The sequence below is a fragment of the Gloeotrichia echinulata CP02 genome (genome assembly GCA_038087035.1).
Taxonomy (GTDB): domain Bacteria; phylum Cyanobacteriota; class Cyanobacteriia; order Cyanobacteriales; family Nostocaceae; genus Gloeotrichia; species Gloeotrichia echinulata.
In genome coordinates this window covers 4798523-4823457 of sequence record CP051187.1, presented here as the reverse complement: position 1 = coordinate 4823457, position 24935 = coordinate 4798523, and the positions used below count along the sequence as shown (strand labels likewise).

At 42.0% G+C, this 24935-nt stretch carries 21 protein-coding genes; 13 read left to right on the top strand and 8 right to left on the bottom strand.

Going from position 1 to position 24935, the window contains the following annotated elements:
* Positions 1-28 precede the first annotated feature (28 nt).
* The 4 genes from HEQ19_21175 (at position 29) to HEQ19_21160 (ending at position 7390) form a co-directional block, all read left to right on the top strand.
* The gene (locus HEQ19_21175) at positions 29-2722 is read left to right on the top strand and encodes a CHAT domain-containing protein (protein ID WYM01637.1); all 2694 of its coding nucleotides are present in this window, start codon (positions 29-31) and stop codon (positions 2720-2722) included.
* Positions 2723-3135: 413 nt separating this feature from the next.
* Positions 3136-4104 (top strand): DUF1822 family protein, encoded by a 969-nt coding sequence (locus tag HEQ19_21170; GenBank protein ID WYM01636.1) that lies wholly within the window; start codon positions 3136-3138, stop codon positions 4102-4104.
* Positions 4105-4236: 132 nt separating this feature from the next.
* On the top strand, positions 4237-6552 hold the full coding sequence (locus tag HEQ19_21165; GenBank protein ID WYM03537.1) for a CHASE2 domain-containing protein: 2316 nt from the start codon (positions 4237-4239) through the stop codon (positions 6550-6552).
* A 46-nt stretch (positions 6553-6598) separates the two neighbouring features.
* Entirely contained in the window at positions 6599-7390 is a 792-nt protein-coding gene (locus HEQ19_21160; protein WYM01635.1) for a DUF928 domain-containing protein, read from the top strand.
* 57 nt (positions 7391-7447) lie between these two features.
* Here the strand turns inward: HEQ19_21160 and HEQ19_21155 are convergent, their stop codons facing one another.
* The 4 genes from HEQ19_21155 to hpsU form a co-directional block, all read right to left on the bottom strand.
* Positions 7448-9487: a ParA family protein gene (locus HEQ19_21155; GenBank protein ID WZI66976.1), complete on the bottom strand. Its 2040-nt coding sequence runs from the start codon at positions 9485-9487 to the stop codon at positions 7448-7450.
* A 333-nt stretch (positions 9488-9820) separates the two neighbouring features.
* Entirely contained in the window at positions 9821-10999 is a 1179-nt protein-coding gene (locus tag HEQ19_21150) for a transposase (GenBank protein WYM03536.1), read from the bottom strand.
* 403 nt (positions 11000-11402) lie between these two features.
* A complete protein-coding gene (locus tag HEQ19_31230; GenBank protein ID WZI66975.1) occupies positions 11403-11525 on the bottom strand; it encodes a hypothetical protein in 123 nt (40 codons plus the stop codon).
* A 193-nt stretch (positions 11526-11718) separates the two neighbouring features.
* Entirely contained in the window at positions 11719-12312 is a 594-nt protein-coding gene (gene hpsU / locus HEQ19_21145; protein ID WYM01634.1) for a hormogonium polysaccharide biosynthesis acetyltransferase HpsU, read from the bottom strand.
* Here hpsU and HEQ19_31225 point away from each other — a divergent pair.
* Positions 12306-12434, top strand: a complete 129-nt coding sequence (locus HEQ19_31225) for a hypothetical protein (GenBank protein WZI66974.1) — start codon at positions 12306-12308, stop codon at positions 12432-12434. The two genes, hpsU and HEQ19_31225, sit on opposite strands and share 7 nt — an antisense overlap.
* 320 nt (positions 12435-12754) lie before the next feature.
* Here HEQ19_31225 and HEQ19_21140 read toward each other — a convergent pair whose 3' ends face one another.
* From HEQ19_21140 to HEQ19_21125, 4 genes are all read right to left on the bottom strand, one after another.
* Positions 12755-13696, bottom strand: a complete 942-nt coding sequence (locus HEQ19_21140) for a glycosyltransferase family 2 protein (GenBank protein ID WYM01633.1) — start codon at positions 13694-13696, stop codon at positions 12755-12757.
* A gap of 12 nt (positions 13697-13708) precedes the next feature.
* Entirely contained in the window at positions 13709-14641 is a 933-nt protein-coding gene (locus HEQ19_21135) for a glycosyltransferase family 2 protein (protein WYM01632.1), read from the bottom strand.
* A gap of 212 nt (positions 14642-14853) precedes the next feature.
* Positions 14854-16119, bottom strand: coding sequence for a transposase (locus tag HEQ19_21130; protein ID WYM01631.1), 1266 nt, complete (start codon positions 16117-16119; stop codon positions 14854-14856).
* Between the two features lie 240 nt (positions 16120-16359).
* Positions 16360-17157 carry a hypothetical protein gene (locus HEQ19_21125; GenBank protein ID WYM01630.1) on the bottom strand — a complete coding sequence of 266 codons (798 nt, stop codon included), beginning with the start codon at positions 17155-17157 and terminating at the stop codon, positions 16360-16362.
* 212 nt (positions 17158-17369) lie between these two features.
* Here HEQ19_21125 and cobU point away from each other — a divergent pair, with 212 nt between their 5' ends.
* The 8 genes from cobU (at position 17370) to HEQ19_21085 (ending at position 24671) form a co-directional block, all read left to right on the top strand.
* Positions 17370-17930 carry a bifunctional adenosylcobinamide kinase/adenosylcobinamide-phosphate guanylyltransferase gene (gene cobU, locus HEQ19_21120; GenBank protein WYM01629.1) on the top strand — a complete coding sequence of 187 codons (561 nt, stop codon included), beginning with the start codon at positions 17370-17372 and terminating at the stop codon, positions 17928-17930.
* 96 nt (positions 17931-18026) lie between these two features.
* Complete coding sequence (locus tag HEQ19_21115) at positions 18027-18455, top strand: hypothetical protein (GenBank protein WYM01628.1); 429 nt, start codon at positions 18027-18029, stop codon at positions 18453-18455.
* Between the two features lie 770 nt (positions 18456-19225).
* The gene (locus tag HEQ19_21110) at positions 19226-19444 is read left to right on the top strand and encodes a hypothetical protein (protein WYM01627.1); all 219 of its coding nucleotides are present in this window, start codon (positions 19226-19228) and stop codon (positions 19442-19444) included.
* 274 nt (positions 19445-19718) lie between these two features.
* The gene (locus tag HEQ19_21105; GenBank protein WYM01626.1) at positions 19719-19973 is read left to right on the top strand and encodes a hypothetical protein; all 255 of its coding nucleotides are present in this window, start codon (positions 19719-19721) and stop codon (positions 19971-19973) included.
* Between the two features lie 272 nt (positions 19974-20245).
* Entirely contained in the window at positions 20246-20452 is a 207-nt protein-coding gene (locus HEQ19_21100) for a CTB family bacteriocin (protein ID WYM01625.1), read from the top strand.
* 290 nt (positions 20453-20742) lie between these two features.
* Positions 20743-21006, top strand: coding sequence for a hypothetical protein (locus HEQ19_21095; GenBank protein ID WYM01624.1), 264 nt, complete (start codon positions 20743-20745; stop codon positions 21004-21006).
* A 77-nt stretch (positions 21007-21083) separates the two neighbouring features.
* Positions 21084-23234: a peptidase domain-containing ABC transporter gene (locus HEQ19_21090; GenBank protein ID WYM01623.1), complete on the top strand. Its 2151-nt coding sequence runs from the start codon at positions 21084-21086 to the stop codon at positions 23232-23234.
* A gap of 24 nt (positions 23235-23258) precedes the next feature.
* Positions 23259-24671, top strand: coding sequence for an HlyD family efflux transporter periplasmic adaptor subunit (locus tag HEQ19_21085; protein WYM01622.1), 1413 nt, complete (start codon positions 23259-23261; stop codon positions 24669-24671).
* Positions 24672-24935: the final 264 nt, after the last annotated feature.

Genomic DNA, 24935 nt, shown 5'->3' with positions numbered 1-24935 from the left:
TCATATTCGTGGGTATCGGATATGGGGCATGGCTGATAAACTAGGGAATAAAAAAGTAGCAGTGAATGCTGTGAAATTACGGCATTCTTTCTGGTTGCCTCTTTACTTCCTCATAACTTTGCTGTGCATCCTCGGCTCACCTGCACTGGCAAAATTGCCAACAATTACAATTAATCAAATTACTGCTGCTAGCACTTTAACTGATCCGGCTTCTCTGGTGCAACAGGGTAAAGCACTGTACGACAGCGGTAGGTTTGCCGAAGCGGTGCAGGTCTTACAGCAAGCAGTCCAGCAGCAGAGCGATCGCCTGAAACTAGCTGCCACCTTGAGCAATCTTTCCCTAGCTTACCAGCAACTCGGTGCATGGACACAGGCCAAGCAGGCAATTACACAAAGCTTAAATTTACTAAAAGAGGCACAAAACGGGCAAAATCTGCAAATATTTGCCCAATCCCTGGATATTCAAGGTCGCCTACAACTGGCAATGGGACAGCCAGAAGCAGCTTTAACAACTTGGCAGCAGACAGCAGAAATTTATACCAAACTAGAAAATCATAGCGGTGTGGTGCGATCGCTGATCAACCAAGCACAGGCATGGCGCACTAAAGGTGCTTATCGTCAAGCGGTAAAAATACTAGATGAAGTGAATCAGAAATTACAATTACAACCAGACTCGATCACAAAAGCAGTAGGATTGCGATCGCTTGGGGATACTCTTTTAGTAGTAGGCGATCTGCAAATGTCCCGCACTGCCTTAGAGCAAAGTCTTGTAATTGCTCAAAATCTCCAATCTAAAGTAGATATGGGGGCAAGTCTTTTTAGCCTGGGGAATAATGCCCAGGCACAGCAGCAAAAATCACAGGCGATCGCCTATTATCAACAAACAGTCCAAGTATCCCCTTCGCCTCTAACCAAAGTCCAGGCACAACTCAATTACCTGCGCCTACTCATCCAAGAGCAAAAATTGGCAGAAGCGCAAATATATATACCATTAATTGAATCACAAGTCAAGCAACTTCCCCCCAGTCGTGCTAGTATCTACGCCCAGATTAACTTTGCCCAAACCCTGATGAAAATCCAGAATGCTGAAAATTCTGACTTCCTCGGTCGCATCAAGAACTCAGCCTTCCTCACAGCGAACTCCTCACTCCTAATTTCTGACTCCGCACTCCCCATTCCTAACTCAGCACTGATGCTCACCAATGCGATCCAGCAATCCCGCGATTTAGGCGATCAGCGAGCCGAAGCTTATGCACTAGGGAGTTTGGGCGGTTTATATGCTCAAACAAAACAGTGGTCAGAGGCACAAAACCTCACCGAACAAGCATTAATTTTGGCGCAACCCAGCAATGCGCCAGAAATAGCCTATCGTTTAGATTGGCAGTTAGGTAGGTTGTTGTGGGAGCAAAAAAATATTACAGGAGCGATCGCCGCTTATGATGCAGCCGTGGATATTCTCCACTCTCTCCGCAGTGACTTGGTAGCAATCAATCAGGATGTGCAATTCAACTTCCGAGACACGGTTGAACCTATATATCGGCAATCAGTAGAGTTATTGCTGCAATCTCAAAAAGGCCAACCGAATGAAAAAACTTTAGATAAAATCCGCCAACGGATTGAAGCTTTGCAGTTGGCAGAATTAGATAATTTCTTCCGAGAAGCTTGCTTGCAAGGTCAGAATGTCTCTTTGGATAAAATGGTCGATCAAGATAATCCCACCGCTGCCATCTTTTACCCAATTATTCTCCCGGAACAGATCCAGGTAATTGTCAAAATTCCCAACCAACCCCTGCAGCATTACAGTACTCAAATTCCCCAAACAGAAGTAGACAAAATCCTCACAGAATTACGAAAAAATCTCGTGAATCCGGCGGCGACTAAAGCCATCAAAATCCAGTCGCAACAAGTTTACAACTGGCTAATAAAACCAATAGAATCAAAATTGGCAGCGAGTCGCGTCAATACCCTAGTGTTTGTGCTGGATGGCGCATTACGCAATTTACCAATGGCTTCTCTCTACGACGGCAAGCAATACTTAGTGGAAAAATATGCGATCGCCCTCAGCGTCGGTCTGCAACTGCTTGACCCCAAACCCCTAGTACAACAACAACTCAGAGCCTTAACAGCCGGGTTAACTGATCCCCCGCCAGAGTTCAGCGACTTGACACGGTTACCTGCGATCAAATCGGAGGTTAACCTGATTGCCCAAGCCGGAGTATTAACCACCAGTCTTCTAGATCAGCAATTCACCCGCCAAGCACTGGAGAAAGAAGTTAATACCACTCCATTCAACGTCGTGCATCTAGCAACCCACGGTCAGTTTAGTTCTCGTGCTGATAAGACCTTCATTTTAGCAGCCGATGGTCCAATCAATGTCACCCAATTCGATACTCTGCTCCGCAGTCGCGATCGAACCAAACCACAAGCAGTGGAACTATTAGTTTTGAGTGCTTGCCAAACAGCCGCCGGAGACAATCGTGCAGCCCTCGGTCTAGCTGGAGCCGCAGTCCGCGCCGGCGCACGCAGTACCCTAGCCTCCCTGTGGCAGATAGATGACGAATCAACAGCACTGTTTGTTGGTGCCTTTTATCAAGAACTCAAAGGCCGCAAAATTACCAAAGCCGAAGCTCTCCGCCATGCCCAACTTCAACTACTGCAGCATCCTAACTACAACTCACCCAGCTTTTGGTCTGCCTATGTTTTGATTGGCAATTGGCTTTGATTGGAAGTCGGCGGGAAACTCCATCCCCTTGTGGGTGGTCGAGGTTGCTCGCCGCCGACTTGGGGCATTGGGCATTGGGCATCAATACTGCGTAGGTTTTGGAATTTCTTGGTTGAGGCAAGCAGGGGGAGCAGGGGGAGAAATGGAGGCAGGGGAGGAGTTTTGCCTCCATTTCTCCCCTGCCTCCCCTGCCTCCCCTGCCTCCCCTGCCTCCCCTGCCTCCCCTGCAAATCCTACGCAGTATTGCCCTGCCCCCTGCCCCCTGCCTCTTCGTTGATTGGCGCTGACCCTAATGCATATTTTGTGCCAAAAATTGTTCCACAAATTGTGCCATAAATATAAATATGGCATAAATTTAGTGAATAAGGCCGATATATATATAGCAAGCAGCATTGAACACGGGGAACTGAACCATGACTAACACCACCTATAGGCTAGAAGATTACGCTGTGCCGTTGCCCATCGCCCAAGCAGCGTACAGAAAATCTCAACAATTTGCCAACCAGCAAGCTACTCCAAAAAAGGCAGAGCAAGTCCGGCTAAATACAATAGCTGTGTGGGTGGTGAATGAGTATTTACAAATGATGGATATTCCGACCGACCTGCAAGCTAGTGACAGTTGGAACCCTGTGATGCGCCTCTGTGCAGACGTAGCGGATTTGGAGATCAGCGGAGTTGGTCGTCTGGAATGTCGCCCAGTACAACTGACCGATCATATCTGTTCCGTTCCCCCAGAAACTTGGGAAGAACGGATAGGTTATGTGGTAGTGCAAATCGATGAATCCCTCAAAGAAGCAAAGCTACTGGGTTTTATTCCCAGTGTCGCCACTGAAGAATTGCCTTTGAGTCAACTGCAACCTCCAGAAGCATTCATCGAATATCTGGGACAATTGCGGCAATCTCCAGTTAAACTTGGGGTGAATTTAAGTCAGTGGTTTGCTGGTATATTTGAATCAGGTTGGGAAACTATTGAATCTTTATGGAACTATCAAGAACTCAGACCAGCTTATGCGTTCCGTCGTGGAGATACTTCTGACGAACAAGCTCCCAACCAGGTAGAAGCAGGCACCAGACGGGCAAAATTGCTGGATTTGGGTATCAAAATCGACAACCAACCCATGATGTTGATTGTGGAAATCACCCCCGAAGTTGACCAAAAAACCAGTATTCGCTTGCAGTTACATCCCACAGGTAAGCAAATATACTTACCCCAAGGACTACAACTCACAGTTTTAGATGAATCAGGAGCAGTATTTCTCGACGCCCAAGCCAGAAGTGCAGATAACTATGTTCAATTACAGTTTCGGGGTGAGACCAAGGAGCGTTTTAGCGTCAGGGTGGCATTGAATGATATTAGTATTACAGAACAGTTTGTGATTTAAATCAAGCAGTGATTTTCTGGCTGTCTTAGTATGGGTAATTAGGGATATTTAAAGTCAGAGGGAAACAAAAATTCAGAATGCAAAATTCCATCTGGATTTTTTTGAATTTTGAATTGGAGCATAGTGATGGTCATGGGTAAGTTAGTAGTGCTGAAATTCGCTGTCGGTAGTTTTGAGGAAGGCTATGCTGTTACCTTACAGATAGGTGAAGAAGGCGATCGCCCCACAACAGAAATCACGGGAAAGCTACCTCCGTGTCCGGAAATGCCTTTGTACTATAGCCACTGGCGATCTAATTATCGACGGTTGGGAACAAGTTATCGCTTGGATGCTGACCATGTGCAGGTGACAAATGTGTCTATGACTCAAGACTGTCACAACACCTCGCATATTTTGCGGGCACGTTTCAATACCTGGCTGCGAGCAGAGGAGTTTCGCCCCCTGCGAGAGAAATGGCTGGAGAGATTATTGCCCACGGACGAAGTGCGGGTGATTTTGCAAGCAGAAAATAGTGAATTGCAGCGATTACCTTGGCATCTTTGGGACTTACTAGAACGCTACCCGAAGGCAGAAATTGCTTTGTCTTCGCCGACCTACGATCGCGTTCATCAGCCACCTACTCCCAAAAAAAAAGTGAATATTTTGGCAATAGTAGGTAATAGTCAGGGGATTGACACCCAGGCGGACTTAGATCTACTGCAAAATTGCCAGAATGCGGATGTCAGTTTTTTGGTAGAACCACAACGTCAGGAATTAACTGACCATCTGTGGGGGAAAGACTGGGATATTCTGTTCTTCGCCGGACACAGTTCTAGTCACGAGAATGATCAAAGTGGGCGAATTTATCTGAATCAGACTGATAGCTTCACCATCAGTGAGTTAAAGTACGCCCTCAAAAAAGCCATTGAACAGGGCTTACAACTGGCAATTTTCAACTCCTGTGATGGCTTGGGACTGGCGCGAGAACTGGCTGATTTGCACATCCCCCAGATGATCATCATGCGCGAACCTGTCCCAGACCTGGTGGCTCAGGAGTTTTTGAAGTATTTTCTCACGGGCTTTGCTGGTGGTCAAACTTTATATACCTCAGTACGGGAAGCACGGGAGCGGTTACAAGGACTTGAGCATAGATTTCCCTGTGCAACTTGGTTACCAGTGATTTGCCAAAATTTGGCGCAGATCCCACCAACTTGGGAAGAGTTAATTTATACCAAGGAACCAGAGACGGAAAATTTACCTGTGTCTCCCCGCTGCGAATTTAAGGTAGCGTTGTTCTCTAGTCTGGTGGTGACGGCCGTAGTCTGTGGATTCAGATTTTTGGGACTGCTACAAAGTACAGAATTTCAAGCCTTTGACCAAATGATGCGATCGCGTCCTGACGAAGGACCAGATCCACGCCTGGTGATGATCACAATTGACGATAATGACCTCGCATTTCAACGCCAAAAAGGCGAGGTGTTAAAAGGTGCTTCAGTTTCTGATAAATCTCTCAAAGCACTGCTGACAAAATTAGAGCAGTATCAACCCCGGTCTATCGGCTTAGATATCTACCGTGATTTTCCAGCCGAACCGCCAGATTTAATCTCCCGTCTCCAGAAGACTGATAACTTGATTGGTGTATGCAAGGGAAGTGATACTATCGAAAATACCAAAGGTGTTGCACCCCCACCAGAAATCCCCAAAAAACGCCTAGGTTTCAGTGACTTTATCCACGATTCTGATAGTGTTGTGCGACGCCATCTGATGTTCATGACCCAGGAGGCAGCATCCTTATGTTATACACCCCATGCACTCAACATGCAAGTGGCATTCCGCTATCTGCTGCCTTTAGGAATTGAACCAAAGTTCACTGCTCAAAAGAATTTGCAACTGGGCAATACTGTATTTCATCGCCTTTCGTCTCGCGCTAGTGGCTATCAGGGTATCGATGCTAATGGTGGTCAAATCTTACTCAACTACCGTTCCACGAAAAAGATTGCCCAACAGTTGACGCTAACGGAGTTTTTATCTAATCAGATTGACAAAAGCGCGATCAAAGATAAGATTGTCCTCGTTGGCGTGACCGCAAAGGGAGATTTCCCCGATTACTGGGATACGCCCTATGGAACTAATTTAGACAATCAAATGCCAGGAGTGCTGCTCCACGCACATATGGTCAGCCAAATCCTCAGTGCTGTATTAGATGGGCGTCCCTTACTGCGGGTTTGGTCTGGGTGGTGGGAACTCCTCTGGATTTGGAGCTGGTCTTTGGTAGGGGGAGTGCTGGCTTGGCGGTTGTCTTCGCTTTTGAGATTGATATTGGCAATTAGTGTTACCTCTGGCGTCTTGTATTTATTCTGTTTTGGTTTGTTAATTTCGGGAGCTTGGGTACCATTTGTCCCGTCTACTTTATCGTTGCTGGGAACCGTTGGTGTAACCTCAATTAAAAATTTAAAATCCCAAATTTAAAATTAACAAAATTAACCACTGTTTACCAATTCAGAGGATATTTGAAATGAAGTATATTTCACAATCGCAACAACTATTGTTAACAATAGCTCTTGGTTTTGGTACTTTACTCGCTAGCTCCACCTCGCTCCACGCAATACCAGACTCATTACCCACGACCACAGCAATTCTAGCCCAACCCGTAAACTTTAATCCTCCCTCACCGCCACCAGATCCCGCTCCTGGAGGTCGCGTCCGTGGTGGAGCCAAACGTGGTTTATGTCAACTCATCACCTCTCAACTCACAGCTTTAGCGCCCTTTACCCAGGAAAAGAACTCGGTGACTAATGTCTGGGGATTGACCACAGTCACACATCCAACTTTTTGGTTTTATCTGCCGTCAGTCAAAAATGCTACTTTGCCAGCTGAATTTGTCCTCCAAGATTCAGACTCAAACCCTATCTACGAGCAAGCTATCAGCCTACAGGATCGGCCGGGAGTTGTTGGCGTTACCCTACCTGCGACTGTTCCCCCATTGGCGCTAAATAAAAGATACCGCTGGTTTTTCAGCATTTACTGCGATCCAGAAAAGCAATCGCCCCCAATTTACGTAGAAGGCGTGATCCAACGAGTGGAGCTAAACCCAACAATCACCCAAAAGCTACAAATAGCACAGCCGCTACAGCAGTTTGTCATCTATGCCCACAACGGCATCTGGTATGATGCACTCACAACACTCGCACAACTGCGTCAAAAAAATCTTCAGGATCAGCAACTTCAGACAAAGTGGCAGAATTTGCTCTCAAGTATTCGCCTTGATGATGTAGGGAAGCAACCGATTCTCTCAGCAAAACAGTAGACAAGCAGGTGAAGGGGAACTGGGGTGATTTATCCCCATCTCACCGAAAATATTTTCCTATCGCTGTCCCTTGCGAACCATATTTAGTCCATATAGATACAACTCAGCAACCGCGTAGATACGAGGGGGTGGGTCTTTGGGGCGAGAACGCTCTGTTAGAATACCCGCTTCAACCATCTCCTTGATGAGACGGGCTAATTCGCCATCTTCGACATTCCATATTTCCCGGAGGAGGTTCTCATCGATAGGAGATCTTTCGCCCTGTAGTTTCTCTAGAAAATTTTCTAATTCAGGGTATTCATTACGTACCTCAGCCACACGCTGCTGGGAAACATGGGGAAAAGCATTGATTAACGCTTTTGGACGCAAAGTTACCTGTGAACTGGAACTGTATTCTGTAGAAAATTCTTTCTCAAGTTTAACAGCCTCTTCTAACAGTAATATTAAACTACGTGGGAAACAATTCTTTTGACCATCTGCAATCCGAGTGCGAACCCAGTTATAACTGTAGGCTTTCTTACCACCTCCCATCCTTTCGCCCCATAGGGAATAGAGACTTTGACGTAATTGCTCCGTCCCCATTATATTGAGTCGTTCGACAGTAACCCCCAACTTTTGTTCTAAAGATTTTTTCAGCAACTGAGAACTTTTTAGAGCTTGACGAAGCACCAGTCGCCAAAGGTCAGCTTCTTCCCAACGCAATTGAAGTGAGCGTCCGCTATAATGTCCTGTATTAGTAAAGTTGAGTTGATTCCAGATATCTTCGCGTAAAAATATCTTGGGTACAATCTGCTTGAGACTTGTGCCGCTTTCCAACCACCAAGCCAGCAATCCTTCAACTACCCTTCGGCGTCGCTTATAATCGTCTTGAGTAGAACCAAAGCCAGCATCTAGTTCATCGTAAAGTAGCCAGATCACCTGATTATTCTGCTGTAACCATCGGTCAATTATACGCAACTCGTCAGCCGCTTGTGGTCGCGCTTGGGGAGATTGCGATCGCTCTACCAACCATGAAATAATCCCAGCATGAGCAGGGTTTTCTTGGGCGCTCAATCTAACTAATTTTTCATCTAAACCCGTCAATAAACGTAATTCCGGCTGAGTATTGCACAGTTGTAAAAGACCATAATTGAGCCAAAAAAATTGCCAGTCATTGTCACCAACTTGCTGTTCATAGCTATATAGGTCAACACTTTCTAAAATCGTTTTTGATACTCTAGGCTGACCGTGGGCTGGAATAAAACTAATATTATTTAAATTGAAATCAGTTTGAGCTAATACCTTGGCTTCATTTGGCGTTTCTACAAACAGTCTAAATAAAAGACTTTTCCCAGTTCCCTTAGCACCACGAATTAGCCAAATTTTATTACTTAAAAATTTAGGAAAATCCTCTGTCCTCTCAAAGATATTCGGAATATTATCTAGTTCTAGTTCTTGTGCAGTTGCTGCCTCAAAACGTAATTCATTAAGAATATTTCTCCGATTCTCAACAATTTTAGTTACTATGTTAGGTTTAAGATCTGGCAAACTAGCATCAATGGTATCAGCCAGAGGTAAATAAACATCTATTAAACTCCTGGGTACATCATTGACTAAACTAGACAAAGTTGTGATATTCGCATTGTACAGAACTTCATGATAAAGCTGTCCAACTGTTGTTTCATTAGGTAAACCCCAGTTGTCTACAATCCAATCTTCGACTTTATTGATCCAAATTTGGTGCTGTTCTGCTGCAACTGCTGGCACTGGTGTTAATAGAAATCGCACATCTGGCTTACCCTGATAATTTTGTTGTTTACGAGCTGCTTGCACAACCCAACGCAATCCCTCAAAGCTCTGCTCAGTTGGCGAAAAACAAATTATGGCAGTATCAGCTAAATCGAACAGTGCGATCGCACCTACATCATTAAATCCAGGACGGGCATCAATTAAAATTACATCAGGATCTAGTTGTTCTTTAATATCCTCAATTAATTGCTCAACTGGATTATTTTGTCGCCGATAGAAAGACCGCATATCTAGGTCAGCAAGTCGATGAATATAATTTTCGTCATACTCTCCTACTGGTACTAAAAAAAGTTCGCCGCGAGTTTGCAAATTTATCTGGCGGATACAATCAGCAATATTAGGGATGTTTTCTTGGTTCTTGCGTACTTAGCGTGCTGAATTTGTTAAAAAATAAGTTTGAAACCCTTGCCTGGCTCCGATAAAAGCCATTATTTTTTGTATTTGAGCTACTGTTACTAAAAATCAAATTATAAACGCCTATAAGCCTTGTTATTAAAGCAATTTAATCGACTTTCATTAATAATTAAGCACGCTATACACGCAAGAGCCAGTTATCTTTATTGTGTTCATAACAAATAAGAGACTTTAAAGAGCATTCAATTGCTTGACGCTCCCACCCCTTGAAGGGGTGGGATTCTTGCTTCACTCAGCCGACTTACCTAGAGGAGTTTCCCCACCTAGATAGAGGTCGTTCTGTCCACAAGCTTTGGATTCCGTCCGCCCGACGGTACGCTCAAGCCCTTTGTTCAAAATCATAATCGCTGCATTGTGGTCACGGTGAAAAATTGCTCCACAAGAATGACATTTGTGGGTACGGGTAGACAATGATTTTTTAACCCGTGTGCCACAAACAGCACAATCTTGGCTGGTGTAGTGGGGTGCAACTGCTACTACCCAAGTATCAAAAACTTTGCCGTAGTAGTCCACCCAATCAGTGAACAGTGACCATGATGCATCGCTGATAGATTTAGCTAAATGATGGTTTTTAACCATGTTTTTCACCTGCAAGTCCTCATAGACTACCAAATCGCTAGACTGGACAAGCGCCCTCGCAGTCTTAACTACAAAGTCTTTACGCTGTCTACTTACCTTGAGGTGCTTTTTAGCTAATTTCTTAACAGCTTTGCGGCGATTAGATGAACCTTTTTTAGATTTAGAAGCCTTTCTTTGTTTGCGTTTCAAAGACTTTTCAGACTTACGCAGTAACCTAGGATTCTCAACTGTTTTACCATCAGAATCAGTGTAGAAAAACTCTAAACCTAAATCTATTCCTACTAGCTCCCCAACAAGCTGACGCTGTTCTTTGCGCTCAACATCAACGCAAAACTGACAATAGTATCCGTCAGCACGTTTAACTATTCTGACTCGCTTAATCTGCTTTATAGAGTAAAAGCCTAGGTCACGAGTCCCAACTAATTTGAGTCTACCAATATCAAACCCGTCACTAAATGAGATGTATTTTCTATCAGTAGAAAGCTTCCACCCTGATGTTTTGTACTCAACAGAATGACCACGCTTTTTAAATTTAGGGAATCCTTTTTTACCTGGTTTCTTGGCTTTGCAATTGTCATAAAAACGCTTAATTGCAAGCCATGCTCTATCAGCAGACGCTTGTCGAGCCATAGAGTTAAGCTTATCGGCAAAATCAAATTCTTTGGCTAAGATAGCGCAAAGTTTTTGAAGGTCATTTTTGCCGACATCTTTGTTATCCATCCAATGTCTTAGAGCTTTGTTACGGATAAACAAAGCAGTTCTAATAGCTTCATCTATTGAATTGTACTGACTTTGCTTACCCTTTAACTTAGCTTCTAAGACTAGCATCGTTTGCCTACGGCACGCTCCGCGAACGACCTCTTGACGATAAATATATGTTAGCATCTCTGTGTTCAGATATGCAACCCAATGATGAAAGAAATAAGATTAAGCATTCGAGTGCCTTACCATGAAATGATGATTTTAGAAAAGTATGTAGAAAAGACAAAACGAACCAAGACTGACTTAGTTCGTGAGTGGATACGTTCACTAGAAAGAAAAGATTGCACCTAAAGGTGCTTCTCTTCGAACGCGTAGCGTGTCGGAGACAGACGCTCCGCGAACGCATTCATGAGGGCAGTTCCGTGGGCGGGTTTCCCGACTTGAGGAAACTGCCCGTCCCCACCCCTGAAGGACATAACACCCTGAAAATTTTTGGGATTTTCAGGGTGTTATTGGTGGGCTTTCTGCTCTAATACCTGTAACCACCAAGATAAATAGCACCTGTCCAACGTTTCTGGTTATGTAGAGCCAGAGCATCTTCAAGGCGACGACGAGAAGCACCTAGCTGGCATCGTCTATCGTAAGTATCCATTAATAACCGATTACAATACAGGCATTTACCATATTTTACAGCCTTTTTCAGACAATAACCACAGATATTCGTAGGGGCGCACGCCGTGCGCCCCAAACCCCTGGTCTATTTACCTGAAAAAGGCTGTAAACCGATTTCAATGGGTTAAAAGATTACCCAGCGTTGTAGGGGATCTAGGCCTAGATCCCCTACTTTAGCCATGAGCAATCAGATCAATCTCTACGTATTCCCCCAGCCGCGCATACCGAGGAGTACAGGGACTTCCCAAACAAACTTGCCCAGAAGGCATATCTTTAAAAACACTACTGCGAGCGCCAATTACAGTATTAGCCCCAATTTCCACTCCTGGTCCCACGAAACAGTCTGCAGCTACCCATGCGCCATTACCAATGGTAATACTCGCTGTTTTCAACCCGAAGGCAGGGTCATGTAGATCATGGCTACCTGTGCATAGAAAGCTTTTATGGGAAATTACGCAATGTTCACCGATGATAATTTTATCCAAGCTGTATAAAACTACATCATCTCCAATCCAGCTATAATCGCCAATATTGACCTTCCAGGGGTAAGTAAATCGGGCAGTAGGTCGAATTAATACACCTTTACCAATACGAGCGCCAAACAACCGCAACAAAGCGCGGCGTATATTATTTAACGGTTGCGGAGTGAGAGGAAAGGCGATCGCCTGTACAAACCACCAAAACAAAACATACCAACTCGGACGCCCTCGGTCAAACCACGATTGGTCGTACTTGCGTAAATCTACAAAAGGTTTGTCATTTGTCATTTGTCATTTGTCATTTGTCATTTGTCATTTGTCATTTGTTATTTGTTATTTGTCATTTGTCATTTGTCATTTGTCATTTGTTATTTGTTATTTGTCATTTGTCATTTGTCATTTGTCATTGAAACTCCTAACTCCTAATTCCTAACTCATTACTCCTAACTCATTACTCCTAACTCCTAACTCCTAACTCCTTACTCATTACTCCTTACTCCTTACTCCTTACTCATTACTCCTTACTCATTACTCCTAACTCCTTACTCCTTACTCATTACTCCTTACTCCTTACTCATTACTCCTAACTCCTTACTCCTAACTCCTTGCTCATTACTCATTACTCATTACTCATTACTCATTACTCCTTACTCCTTACTCCTTACTCCTTACTCCTTACTCATTACTCATTACTCATTACTCATTACTCCTAACTCATTACTCCTAACTTTTAACTAGCAGTTTGTCCGACTTCTTGAGTTAGGGATGAGGGCGCAGATTTAGGGGGATTTGCAGTATTTAGCTGACCGCCACAGTTGCGTAATTCGTACAATTTGACTCCAATTTGATATTCATATTGACTGAGCAGGCGGCCATAAATATATCCTGCTATGCCATCTAAAAAACCGCGCCGAATAATGTAAAATAAAATAAACCTTAATAATGGTTTAAATGGCAAGCGCACCCAGACTTTTTTCAAAAAGCGCTTACGTTGTACCGCATCACCAAATAAATTTGCGCCAATGGTGCCGCTGTCGTCTTTGCCTGTTAGGAGATTGAAATAAACACGGGCTTCCCAGTTGGAATAACGATTATGCCGCTCTAACCAGTGGTAAATGTCGCGGAAATCCTCATGGAGCATATCGTTTTTGAGATAACCGACTTTTCCCTGCAAGATAACATGTTCGTGAACTTCATTATCGCCAGTGTTGGGAATATCTTCGGTATTGAGATTTTCGTAGCGACCTTGTTTATGTTTAAACAAGCGCAAATTCCAATCAGGATATTTACCACCGTGACGAATCCACTTTCCCAAGAAAAATACACGGCGGTTGAGATAGTAACCTGCATATTCTTCATTGTCAATGACTTGGGCAATTTCTTCCCATAATTCGGGTGTAATGCGCTCATCACAATCGACAATTAGCACCCATTCATTGCGGAAAGATAGGTTTTCTAAAGACCAATTTTTCTTTTTCGGCCATCGGCCATTAAAGTTAAACTGTACGATATTTACGCCGTAAGTTTTAGCAATTTCAATACTTTTGTCGGTACTTTGAGAATCTACTAGAAATATTTCATCTGCTCTTTGCAGACTAGTGAGACAGGCAGATAAATTTAATTCTTCGTTTTTGGCTGGAATTAATACAGAAATTGGTAATTTAAATGGCATACATTTAGCGGATTATTTATTATTTGATGCAGATAGAAGCCCTTGAATAGCAGCATTTAAGTAACCAATCTGACAATAGGCATACACAAGATTGTCAAAGCGTTCTGCTGGGTCTGGGAAATATCGTATTGCCTTATACAAGCCACGTACAAAACGTTCGCTACCCCGCAGTAACTGACCGATACCGGCAAGACCTGCAAGTTGTTCGCGATAGCATTCACTAATACCTTGCCACCAGCCTCGCTGGAAAAACCAAGAGCGATTGACTCGTTCTGGGGCGACATTGTGAGCAACTAGAGCCTGGGGAAGATAAGCGACTTGCCAACCCTTTTGCAGAGCCAATTCTGTCATTAGCAGTTCTTCATTGGATAATAAGTTTTTGCCCACTCGGCCAAGATGGGGATCAAAACCGCCAATTTCTTCGAGAAAGCGGCGGCGGAGGGAATAATTCAAGCCTCTGGGGGTTAAATTTGGTTTATCGATATAAACAGTGCTGTTACCTAAATCATATGCACCTAAATTGCCGGCTAATCCGGGAGATAGCCACCGTGGTGGTTGAATATTTTGGGGCCATAACAGGGTGACTTTGCCACCAGCGATCGCTAATTTATGGTTATTTTCATAAGCAGAATACAAAACATCAAGCCAGCCAGGGCTCGCGACGGCATCATCATCTAAATAAGCGAGAATATCACCACTAGCGATCCTTGCGCCAGTGTTGCGAGCGACAGACAAACCGATGATTGGTTCAAATACATACTTCAGCCGGGGATTGTGAGTCCGTTCTTCTACAACTTGGACAGTGCGATCGCTAGACCCATTATCTACTACTACAACTTCAAAGTCAGCCGCAAAATCCTGCCCTAAGAGGCTATCAATCGCTGCACCTAAATAGGTATCTCGATTGTGAGTACATATGATAGCAGAGATTCGGGGATCTGGCATAGAATTTAGTGGATTTTGTTATTTGTCGGTTGTGAGCCTTGCAGTCGCCCTAGAGTCTCGCACTTAAGGTAGAGAGGAACGAGGGTCAGTCAGAACGTCACCTGAACGTGAGTGCATCTCCGTTAGGAGAAGGGTCAGTTGTCATTGATAATTTATTCGTTGTCAGTTGCCAGTTACCCTTGAAACTCCCCACGGATAAATCCGGGGGATTCTTAAGGAGTCCAAAAATGAACCCTTAAAGGCGTACTCAAAGCGCCTCTACTGACTCCTGCTAGGTCTTTGCCTAGAGTCGCCGCTACTTTACGTGCAACATTTGCAGCACCGTTACAATCAGCATTAATTAAAAGATTTTTTGCTGTCTTGAACAATCCACGCACAACTCGCTGACCACTGGAGTGCCACCTATCAGGTTTTTCACCGAACTTAGGTAGCACATCATTATCTAGAAACGATGTTTGTGAAGTGTAGCTTTCTTCGGTTTCTACAAATTGAATTCCATACTGCTCACATAATTGAGCTATCCTAGCTTTCAATTTCGCTGTCGGGATCTGAACAAACTTTTGATTGTTGTTTTTTCCCATATTGCTGCTATCTTTTTGACCTTCGTTCCAGCCAAAAACAACAGTCCCAATCTTATTAACTAAGCAGTGGTTGATCACAATTCTAGCTACTTTGTTAACTGCGTCTCGCATCTGCCGATTACGCTTTTCTGTTATGGCAGCAAGCTTGTTAGACCAAAAACCTTGTGGCTGACCCTCTTTGATAGTAGCTATTTGTTTGTTGTAGAACTGATTAATGCTTTTAAGTTTTAATCCGTCAACAATAAAACTTGTCCCTATATTAGACACACAAGTCAACCAATTACCTACCCCGTGGTCTATGCCCAATACCTTTGAGGAGTCTAAGCTAACCAGATCAACAGATTTCTGTTCATAGACAAATTCTACATAAAAACATCGGTTACGTGGAAGTATTCTCAATTCCTTGATGTCTTCAAACTTTAGATTAGATGGCATTATTAAGGTGAAACTATCCAACTTAAACCATCTCTTAACCGTATTACCTAATGGAATCCTAATCAATCCATCTATTAACTTCAATGCCTGCTTAGGATATGTTACTAATGCTAACCCTTTAGGTTTACGATAGTTAGGAGGAAATGGTTTGTTCTTCAGTTCTCCTCTTCTAAACCTGTTTGACAACTCCTTAAATGATTTAAAGGATTCTGCTACACTTCTGAGGATTTGTTGTGCTGCTTGGGAATACAAAGCTTGGAAATGAGGATTAGTTTTGTACTCAGCTTCTAAGTCATACTTGCCGACAATCTTTTTGGTTTTAAAGAATAATTGTCTAGCGTAGTATATTCCAGAATTGGTTAGCTTGTTAGACTCGGAACAAATAAACTCCAGAACAGCAGCTAATTCTTTATCTGGGCTAATTAAATTTTGTTGACAGCCATAGATTATTTCTTCAGACATTTTATGCTTCACAAATGAATACAATAATGAATTTTGACGGCTGTTGAAACAGCCTTGGATTTCATCCCCATGTCTAAAGCCAGGGGCTTTCATCCCGTTTTTTGGTAACTAATGACAAATTACTCAGACAAATAACCCTAGACTCATGGCAACATCCAACAGCCATCTCCAACAGAGCCAATTTATATCAAAAATTCCCTAGCCACCAACCGGGTTTCTTCGGAAATAATCGTTCAAACTTTAAACTTGTTGAATATGACTATGTAAAATTACCAGAGTTTGGGCTAATTGACTGAGGCGAGTTTCTAGATGTTGCTTACGGCCTAAGAGTTGGCGTAATTTTTGGTAACGGGCGATCGCCATACCCACAGCCGGAACCTGATCCGCTGGACAGGGACGGGACCAGACTTTACCATTCGCATCTACACCACAGAGGCGGTAGCCAGTACGGGATGATTTATAGGATACCTGTCCACCATTGGCACAAATTTCTTCTACGTAATCCATCAGGCGCTCAACTTCTGCATGGCGCAGTGTTGCAGTACCTCCCGCTTCTGGTTGGAGTGAATTAGATTCTAACCAGCCATTGACAATTGGACCTTCTAGGTAAATATCTTGAATTTGCTTGAGGATGTTTTGTAGTTCTTCTTGCCAAAGGGCGACATGTTCCTGAATCTCAGACAACAGATTCATTGCCAATGAGGGATTGGCTGCATGACGATGGCTGCTAAAACTAGGAATTTTAAATTTGGGTAAGTTAGGTATTTTGCTATCGCTGTCTTGTGCTGGAAAAGTTTGCACGGAGTGATCGTGGGGAAACTTACTCTCAGAATCTGCCCCAAAGTCAACTGTCTGTGATTCTGTATTAACTTTACCGTCAGATTCTGTATTATCACTGACTGTAGATTCGGTGCTGCCAACACTGATCCTAAAAGAAAAAGACTTTTTTGTAGAATCAGCTGCTTCTGCAGGATCGGCAGTGCCGCGAATTCCTAAATCATGTAGAGTTGCCTCAATGCGTTTTAAGCCTGCTTTCATAAAATATCCTGAATTTTACTGTTCCCAGTGGTTGTGAATCATTCAGAATGGGGTTGTGAGGATTTTTGGCTTGTGCCAATCTGGGCATCAATGATGCTGGTGCTAATTTTATCTCTTAAAAGATATTTGCTACCAACAATCTCATCCAAAAAGCCAAACATGTTGTTTAGACATTACAACCCCAATTTATTAAAGATACTCAGGAAAAAGCTTTGGGTAAAGTCATCTTAGTCACTGGACCTGCAAGATCTGGTAAAAGTGAATGGGCAGAAACGCTGGTAATGCAGTCTGGTAAAGGAGTTGTTTACGTAGCCACAGCGATGGATAACCCATCTGACCAAGAGTGGCACAAACGCATTCAACAACACCAAAAACGCCGTCCCCAAAATTGGGAAACTCTCTTAGTACCTGTGGAACTGTCTGCTACCCTAGCTGACGCCAAGCCAGATACTTGCTTGTTGATTGATTCTTTAGGAACTTGGGTAGCTAATCTCCTAGATCAAGATGAGGTTAGCTGGGAAAACACCCTGACAGAGTTTCTCGAAACAGTGCAGCTGGTTGCGGCTAATCTGGTATTTGTCGCCGAAGAAACCGGTTGGGGTGTAGTGCCAGCTTATCCTATAGGTCGGACATTTCGCGATCGCCTGGGTTCTTTGGTACGTCAATTAGGATTGCTCTGTGACACCGTATATTTGGTCACAGGAGGACATGTATTGAATCTCACTGTTTTGGGTTCACCATTGCCACCGGGGGGATGGGGAGTTAAAAGTTAGGAGTGAGGAGTTTCAATGACAAATGAGAAAATATTCTTAAGTGTTTCTTAAAAATTCAACTGCCAAAATGTGACCAACAAAATCTAAACTTGTGATATGGCAACACAACAAGAAGTTAGACAATATCTTGCCTACTGGTTTCAGTTGGGTAAGAAGGTAATGACGGACAATGGTGCAACAAACTTGTTGCCCCAATCAGTGCTAAAGGGCGATCGCTATAGTCAGGAATTTGAAGACTGCTGGCAGACAATTCTTTCACCAGTAGCAGGTGACTGTTACCTTGATGGGACCCATGAAACTATTGTCGAACTGCTGACACCAGCATGGGATATATCCCCCTGTGGTCGTTGCGATATGCCGGTACCTAGGCGAAATCTTGGTATGCCGGCGGCGTCATGTCCTTGCAGTAATTTACCCAGCTGGCCTAATACTGAATTACCACCACCACGATCCCCAGTTAGTAGCCAAGAGCAACTGTTGGTAATTCATGCTCGCCTTTTAGATAATACCTTAGCAAGCAGCTGAGTAGTTAAGCCGTAAAATTTTTGAAGATTATTGGCGCTCCTCCTGTGGTTTGGCGACAAACAACCACAGGATTTTTGTATGAATATATAGTGGCTTTCATCATTTTTTAGAAGCTGATTGTATAAGCAATTTATGAGTCTATTTATAATAGCAATTTGAAAAAAGAATGGTACAGATAGGGTAGGGATGCAAGGCCTTGCGCCCCTACAGATTATCGATGTGTTGCCAAGATTTTTTGAATTGGTATAACATCAGATTCTTTTGGCTTGAGATTAACTGGAGAAGTATAATTTTGTGATTCTGAATGCAGTTTTGAGCAACCTTGTTTATACGAATCCTCTATAATATTGCACCTTATCCCACACTTCTGTACTCCCCCCGCTTGCTCTTATACACTGGCATATATGGGGTAAAATCTATTACAAATTGACTGATAAATGGTATTAGGCATAAGCTAAAACTGCATATCTAAATTCAATCAAAAGCTTGTGGTTTAGGCATTTTACCTGGTTTCACTATAAAAGTGAAATATGTAACAACCTCCCAAAAAATAAATTTTAATTTTTAGGTATTTTTCGGAAATTCCATTTACATAATTGTGCAATTAAGCTTTCTAAATATGGTAATTAACTTTACAACAACTGGTAAAGACTCCCATAGAACTTCCTTGTATTGTATTAATCAAGCGAGGAGTTGAGCGACAAACAAAAAAGGTCATCAACTAATCGCTTTAGATCACCGACAAGAACCTAATTAAGGAGTAAAGAATCATGCAAGTTATCGAAAATAATGCACTTTTTACCGAAGTTTCCGCTGAAGAATCTGCGACTGTTAGCGGTGGTGGACCATTAAGCTATCTTATTTATTCACTGTTGTCTCAAACCTCGGCTTCTCCAGGAGGTGTTACCGCTACTGTAGGAGAAATACAGGATGGATGGAATATCCTCATCAACGCAGCTCCTGCGGTCGGTAGTATCTTTAGTCTCTAGTTTGTATCCTCTCCCTGAGCTTGTTGACATCATCTGAGGAAATAAACCTCTGACAAAAGCTAGTTTTGTCAGAGGTAGCAAAAAGGTTAAAGGGGAAGGGAATCATTATTCCCTTTCACCCTTCAACTTTTTATTATTCTCGACTATTGATTTTAAATAGTCTTCTCTCGTGATTTTTATTGTTTATAACTGGGCTATTTTTAGCCATGAACACATCAGCTTTGTCCCAGAATGGTTGTGGAAAACGTATCTTTATTTTCAGGAGAATAAGTATATGAAGACAATCGGAAAAAGTCTAATTTTACGAGAAATTCTTGATGAAGAAGCTTCTACTGTGAGTGGTAGTGGACCATTTGAGTATCTCATCTACATGCTATTGGCTCAAACCCCGGCTTCTCCTGGAGGTGTGGCTATCACTTCAGGAGAAGAACTGTATGGGTGGAACATCCTCATAAATGCAGCCCCTCCCGTCAACGCCTTTATTCCGGCTTCTCAAAGCATGAGACAAACAAGCTGGTTGTCATGGTGATGGTAATTATATAGGAGCTTCATCAGGTTGCATTATTTGATCAAATGCTGATGATAAACCCTGAAAAATCAGCAGTTTATTATAGAATAATTCTGGAAATAGCACTGGCTTAATTATGCACCAGACTATTAAAAATCCGGAAACAAACTTTGCTGAAACTTAGAATGACTCAGCTATTTACTAGCAGCTATTGTATGAATCAAGCGAGGAGTTAAAGACCAGACAACGGGTAAGAGACTCACGCCCTCATTCAATTAAAGGAGATTTCCAACATGTCTAAGCAATTGTTTGTTGAAGTAGCAGTTGAGCAACAAGAAATCGTCGCTGGTGGTACTATTTTCAGTTCTTCCAGTGAAGCTGAATTTTTTGAAGCAATATATGCATCTCCAACAGCAAAAACTCCAAATACATTTGCTTCTGTACCTCTGAAACTCATAACCAAAGAGGAAAGCGAAGTTAATGTGTTTGTATGGTACTAGTGGTACTTTAAATAGCCACTTCCTAAGTTGAAAGCACTACATTACTGGTTTTGGGTTTATTTGAAGTTCGAGCAGTAGAAGTCCCTGCGATGAGCTTTATATGGGAGTAATACACTCCTTCCTAAAATACAAATGTGGGTAGTAATCAGCTTGGTAAAAAATAGCCGTTCCATGCCGAAAGCCAAAATCTGACATTACTCTTACAAACCAATTAGGGTTATTATAATAATCCTAATTGGTTCCTTAACAATTTGCATACAGCTTGATTTGAGGAGGAAAATTACATTTATATGGAAACAATTGAATATTTGTCATATCCTGAAGGGTTAAACTCAAAAGAACCTGCACTATTTTTGGATTTATCTCAACATGAACAAGAAGTAGTTTCTGCCGGTGGTTCAATTTCAAGATATTCTTTATTTTTACAATTTAGAAAAGAAATGTCCTTTGCTAAAAGCCAATTAAATATTTCCGAATATGGTAAGAATGTTTTTATTACTCAAGAATCTGGCTCTATGTTTTGGGAATTTAGCATTGGCATTAATATATCTTGATTTTGTGATTAAAATAAAACAATAAAAAACCAAGGTATTTTATTGTTTTATTTATCCTTATTTAAGGTATTTTACTGATGAAATATCAATTTGTAAAACAACATAGTCAAGAAGACTGTGGGGCTGCTTGTCTGGCTACAATTGCCAAATATTATGGACATAATTTCACTCTCAACCGCATCCGTGAAGCCGTAGGTACTGGACAATTTGGAACCACTTTATTGGGTTTGCGACGGGGAGCAGAGACACTTGGTTTTAATGCTAGTCCAGTCAAAACTTCACCGGAACTTCTCAACCGAATAAACGAAGTAACCCTACCAGCAATTATTCACTGGAAGGGTAATCATTGGGTTGTTTTATATGGTAAGAAAGGCAAAAAATTTCTCATTGCTGATCCTGCTGTAGGTCTCCTTTATCTGTCAAGAGAGGATTTAGCAGCAGGTTGGACAGATTGGTTAATCCTGTTACTTGAACCAGATCCCATGCGCTTTTTTTCCCAAGCGGATGATCAAATTGGTGGGTTTTGGCATTTCTTTCGGCGTGTCTGGATTTATCGGGCTATTTTAGCGCAAGCTTTACCCCTCAATCTGCTATTGGGATTGCTATCTTTAGCTTCTCCTTTTTTGCTGCAAATTCTCACTGATGATGTGCTAGTTCGGGGTGATACAAAATTACTCACTACTATGGCGATCGCTGTGGTAGTGATGAATGTCATTTCTAGCAGCCTTGCTTGGGTACAGTCTAACTTAATCGCTCATTTTGCCCAACGTCTACAATTAGGATTAGTGTTAGAATTTGGGCGGCAAATTTTGCAACTACCTCTTGCTTACTACGAAGCACGTCGCAGTGGAGAAATTGTGAGCCGTCTGCGAGATATTAACCAGATTAATCAGTTAGTTTCTCAAGTCGTTGTCACTCTACCCAGCAAATTTTTTATTGCCATAATTTCTTTGAATCTCATGGCTTTATATAGCTGGAAACTTACTTTAGTAGCTGTAGTTGTTTCTGGAGTGATGACTATATCTACAATTGTGTTTCAGCCCAAATTACAACAAAAAACTCGTGAGGTTTTAGTCACAGAAGCAGAAGCTCAAGGCGTTTTAGTAGAGACATTTAAAGGCGCACTTACTCTCAAAACTACTACAGCAGCACCGCAATTTTGGGACGAATTTCAAAGTAGATTTGGTAAAATTTCTACTCTGACATTAAGTACAATTCAAATCGGCATTATCAATAACACATTCTCTGGCTTAGTTTCGGGAATTGGTAGTATTGCGTTGCTTTGGTTTGGCGGAAATTTGGTGATTAATCCAGCTGAAAATCTGAGCATCGGTCAACTATTAGCCTTTAACTCGATGAATGGTAATTTCGTCGGCTTAATTAGTACTGTAATCAGTTTTGTAGATGAATTTACTCGAGCAAAAACTGCTACACAACGTCTAACGGAAGTTATAACTGCTACACCAGAAAATCAAGACGATAGCAAAAAGCCTATTGTTAAAATTCCTCCAGGTCATGAGATTGTTTGCAGTAATGTTAACTTTCATTATGCTGGTCGAGTTGACCTGATACAAAACTTTTCTTTAACCATTCCTGGTGGTAAAGTTATCGCCATCATTGGTAAATCTGGTTGTGGTAAAAGCACCTTAGCTAAACTCATTTCAGGATTATATCCATTGCAATCTGGAAATATTCGGATTGGAATATATAACCTGGTAGACCTGTCTCTTGATTGTCTGCGTCAACAAGTTGTTTTAGTTCCCCAAGACGCTCATTTCTGGAGTCGTTCTATTATCGAAAATTTTCGATTAGGAGCGCCATATGTTTCCTTTGAGCAGATTGTCATAGCTTGCAAAATTGCTGATGCAGATGAGTTTATCAGTAAACTTCCTGACAAATATCAAACTATTTTGGGAGAATTTGGCGCTAATATTTCTGGCGGTCAACGTCAACGACTCGCAATAGCAAGAGCTATTGTGACAGATCCACCAGTGCTAATTTTAGATGAATCTACCGGGGGACTTGATCCAGTGAGCGAAGCACAAGTTTTAGATCAATTGTTTAACCATCGCCAAGGTAAAACCACGATTTTAATTACTCATCGTCCCAAGATAATTAATCGTGCTGATTGGGTTGTGTTGTTAGACCAAGGAAAATTGAAAACTCAAGGTTCTTTGGAACAATTGCGCTCTCAATCTGGAGAACATTTGGACTTTTTAACTCCGTAATTCTTGATAATTATTCAGGTAACTATGCTCTATACCCATAATCGCAAAATTCTGCCGTCCGTTCAAAGTAACGAATTTCTTCCTCCTATTAGTATTTGGACTTCCTTGGCGGGAATATTTCTTTTAGGTAGTGTTGGTACTGGAATTATTCTCTGTGCATGGATTAAATATAATGTCACAGTCAAAGCTCCTGCTACTGTACGTCCTATAGGAGAAATTCGTTTAGTCCAACCACAACTAGAAGGAACCATTGAACGTATCTTGGTTAAAGAAAATCAAATTATTAAGGAGGGAGATGCAATCGCCAAACTTAATGATGAGCAAATGCTTATCAAAAAAAGCCAATTACAAGGAAATATCGAACAGAGTAGATTGCAAATAATTCAAATTGATACTCAAATCAAACTTTTAGATGCTCAAATTGTCGCTGAGAAAAGATTAATAGAAGCAATAATTGCTTCTGCAAATGCAGATTTATCACGCAATGAAAGAGAGTATCAAGAACGCGAAATTACGACTCGCAGTGAATTACTAGCAGCAGAAGCAACTTGGCAAAAAGCGAATGCAAACTTACAAAAAGCCCAAGCAGATTTATATTTCGCAAAAATAGATCGCGATCGCTATCAGGAACTTACAGAAATTGGTGCAATTGGTCGGCGTGAATTTGAGCAGAAAAAGCTAGTTGTTGAGCAAACAAAGTCAGCACTTGAAGCAGGAAAAAAAGATGTTGAAATTGCAAATGCTAAAGTTAAAGGAGCTAAAGCAGCCGTCAATCCTACTAGAGCAATGGTTGATATTGCCGAAGAACGCATTTCCCAAGAAACAGCTAAAGGTGAATCAACAATTACTACTTTGAACAAAGAAAAACAAAGCTTAATTCAGCGGCGAGTTGAAATACAAACCCAACTCAAGCAATCTCAAAAAGAACTACAACAACTGCAAGCTCAATTAAAAAATACCATTATTCGTGCCACATCGGACGGCATCATTCTCAAGCTCAATTTACGAAATCCAGGCCAAGTAGTCCGTGTTAGCGAAGCTATTGCCGAAATTGCTCCTAATAATGCTCCTTTAATTATTAAGGCAGCAATTCCCACTCAGGATATCCAAAATGTGGCAGTTGGTCAACAAGTGCTATTGCGTATTGATGCTTGCCCCTATCCTGATTATGGTACTCTAAAAGGTGTCGTAAAAGCTATTTCTCCAGATGCGATTACACCTGGAAATAACAATGCAGAAACACAAAAAGTAACTTCCAGAACTACTGATGCTAGCTATTTTGAAGGCACAATTAAAACCGAAAGTCTTTCCTTCGGTAATGCCAATCACCAGTGTCGTCTACAATCAGGTATGGATGCAAAAGCCGAGATTATTTCCCAAGAAGAAACCGCGCTACAATTTGTCTTGAGAAAGGCAAGATTGATAACTGATTTATGAGTATTTGTCAATGCAAATTTTAGTGATTATTGCTTGACACCAATTTTTCTGTAAATTGCCAAAATAATGGCGTTTTTGCAAAGCTAGCCAAAAAAATATCTTACATCCACGTGTTTTCAACATCCATTTATCAAAAATCAAAATAGCGCGTTCTGAAAATCATTTTGTCTACTTTAGACAATTGATTCGTAATCGAAAGGCCATGTTCACATCACTATTTTTCTCTAAAAAAATAAAATAAGGATAAATACAAATATCCTGTGA

Coding starts and splice junctions, on each gene's coding strand:
- HEQ19_21105 (WYM01626.1), top strand. CDS start 19,719: ATGAAGACAATCGGAAAAAGTCTAATTTTACGAGAAATTCTTGATGAA.
- HEQ19_21110 (WYM01627.1), top strand. CDS start 19,226: ATGCAAGTTATCGAAAATAATGCACTTTTTACCGAAGTTTCCGCTGAA.
- HEQ19_21115 (WYM01628.1), top strand. CDS start 18,027: ATGGCAACACAACAAGAAGTTAGACAATATCTTGCCTACTGGTTTCAG.
- HEQ19_21150 (WYM03536.1), bottom strand. CDS start 10,999: ATGCTAGTCTTAGAAGCTAAGTTAAAGGGTAAGCAAAGTCAGTACAAT.
- HEQ19_21100 (WYM01625.1), top strand. CDS start 20,246: ATGTCTAAGCAATTGTTTGTTGAAGTAGCAGTTGAGCAACAAGAAATC.
- HEQ19_21165 (WYM03537.1), top strand. CDS start 4,237: ATGGGTAAGTTAGTAGTGCTGAAATTCGCTGTCGGTAGTTTTGAGGAA.
- HEQ19_21175 (WYM01637.1), top strand. CDS start 29: ATGGCTGATAAACTAGGGAATAAAAAAGTAGCAGTGAATGCTGTGAAA.
- HEQ19_21085 (WYM01622.1), top strand. CDS start 23,259: ATGCTCTATACCCATAATCGCAAAATTCTGCCGTCCGTTCAAAGTAAC.
- HEQ19_21095 (WYM01624.1), top strand. CDS start 20,743: ATGGAAACAATTGAATATTTGTCATATCCTGAAGGGTTAAACTCAAAA.
- HEQ19_21130 (WYM01631.1), bottom strand. CDS start 16,119: ATGTCTGAAGAAATAATCTATGGCTGTCAACAAAATTTAATTAGCCCA.
- HEQ19_21170 (WYM01636.1), top strand. CDS start 3,136: ATGACTAACACCACCTATAGGCTAGAAGATTACGCTGTGCCGTTGCCC.
- HEQ19_21135 (WYM01632.1), bottom strand. CDS start 14,641: ATGCCAGATCCCCGAATCTCTGCTATCATATGTACTCACAATCGAGAT.
- HEQ19_21090 (WYM01623.1), top strand. CDS start 21,084: ATGAAATATCAATTTGTAAAACAACATAGTCAAGAAGACTGTGGGGCT.
- HEQ19_21140 (WYM01633.1), bottom strand. CDS start 13,696: ATGCCATTTAAATTACCAATTTCTGTATTAATTCCAGCCAAAAACGAA.
- hpsU (WYM01634.1), bottom strand. CDS start 12,312: ATGACAAATGACAAACCTTTTGTAGATTTACGCAAGTACGACCAATCG.
- HEQ19_21125 (WYM01630.1), bottom strand. CDS start 17,157: ATGAAAGCAGGCTTAAAACGCATTGAGGCAACTCTACATGATTTAGGA.
- HEQ19_21160 (WYM01635.1), top strand. CDS start 6,599: ATGAAGTATATTTCACAATCGCAACAACTATTGTTAACAATAGCTCTT.
- HEQ19_31230 (WZI66975.1), bottom strand. CDS start 11,525: ATGGATACTTACGATAGACGATGCCAGCTAGGTGCTTCTCGTCGTCGC.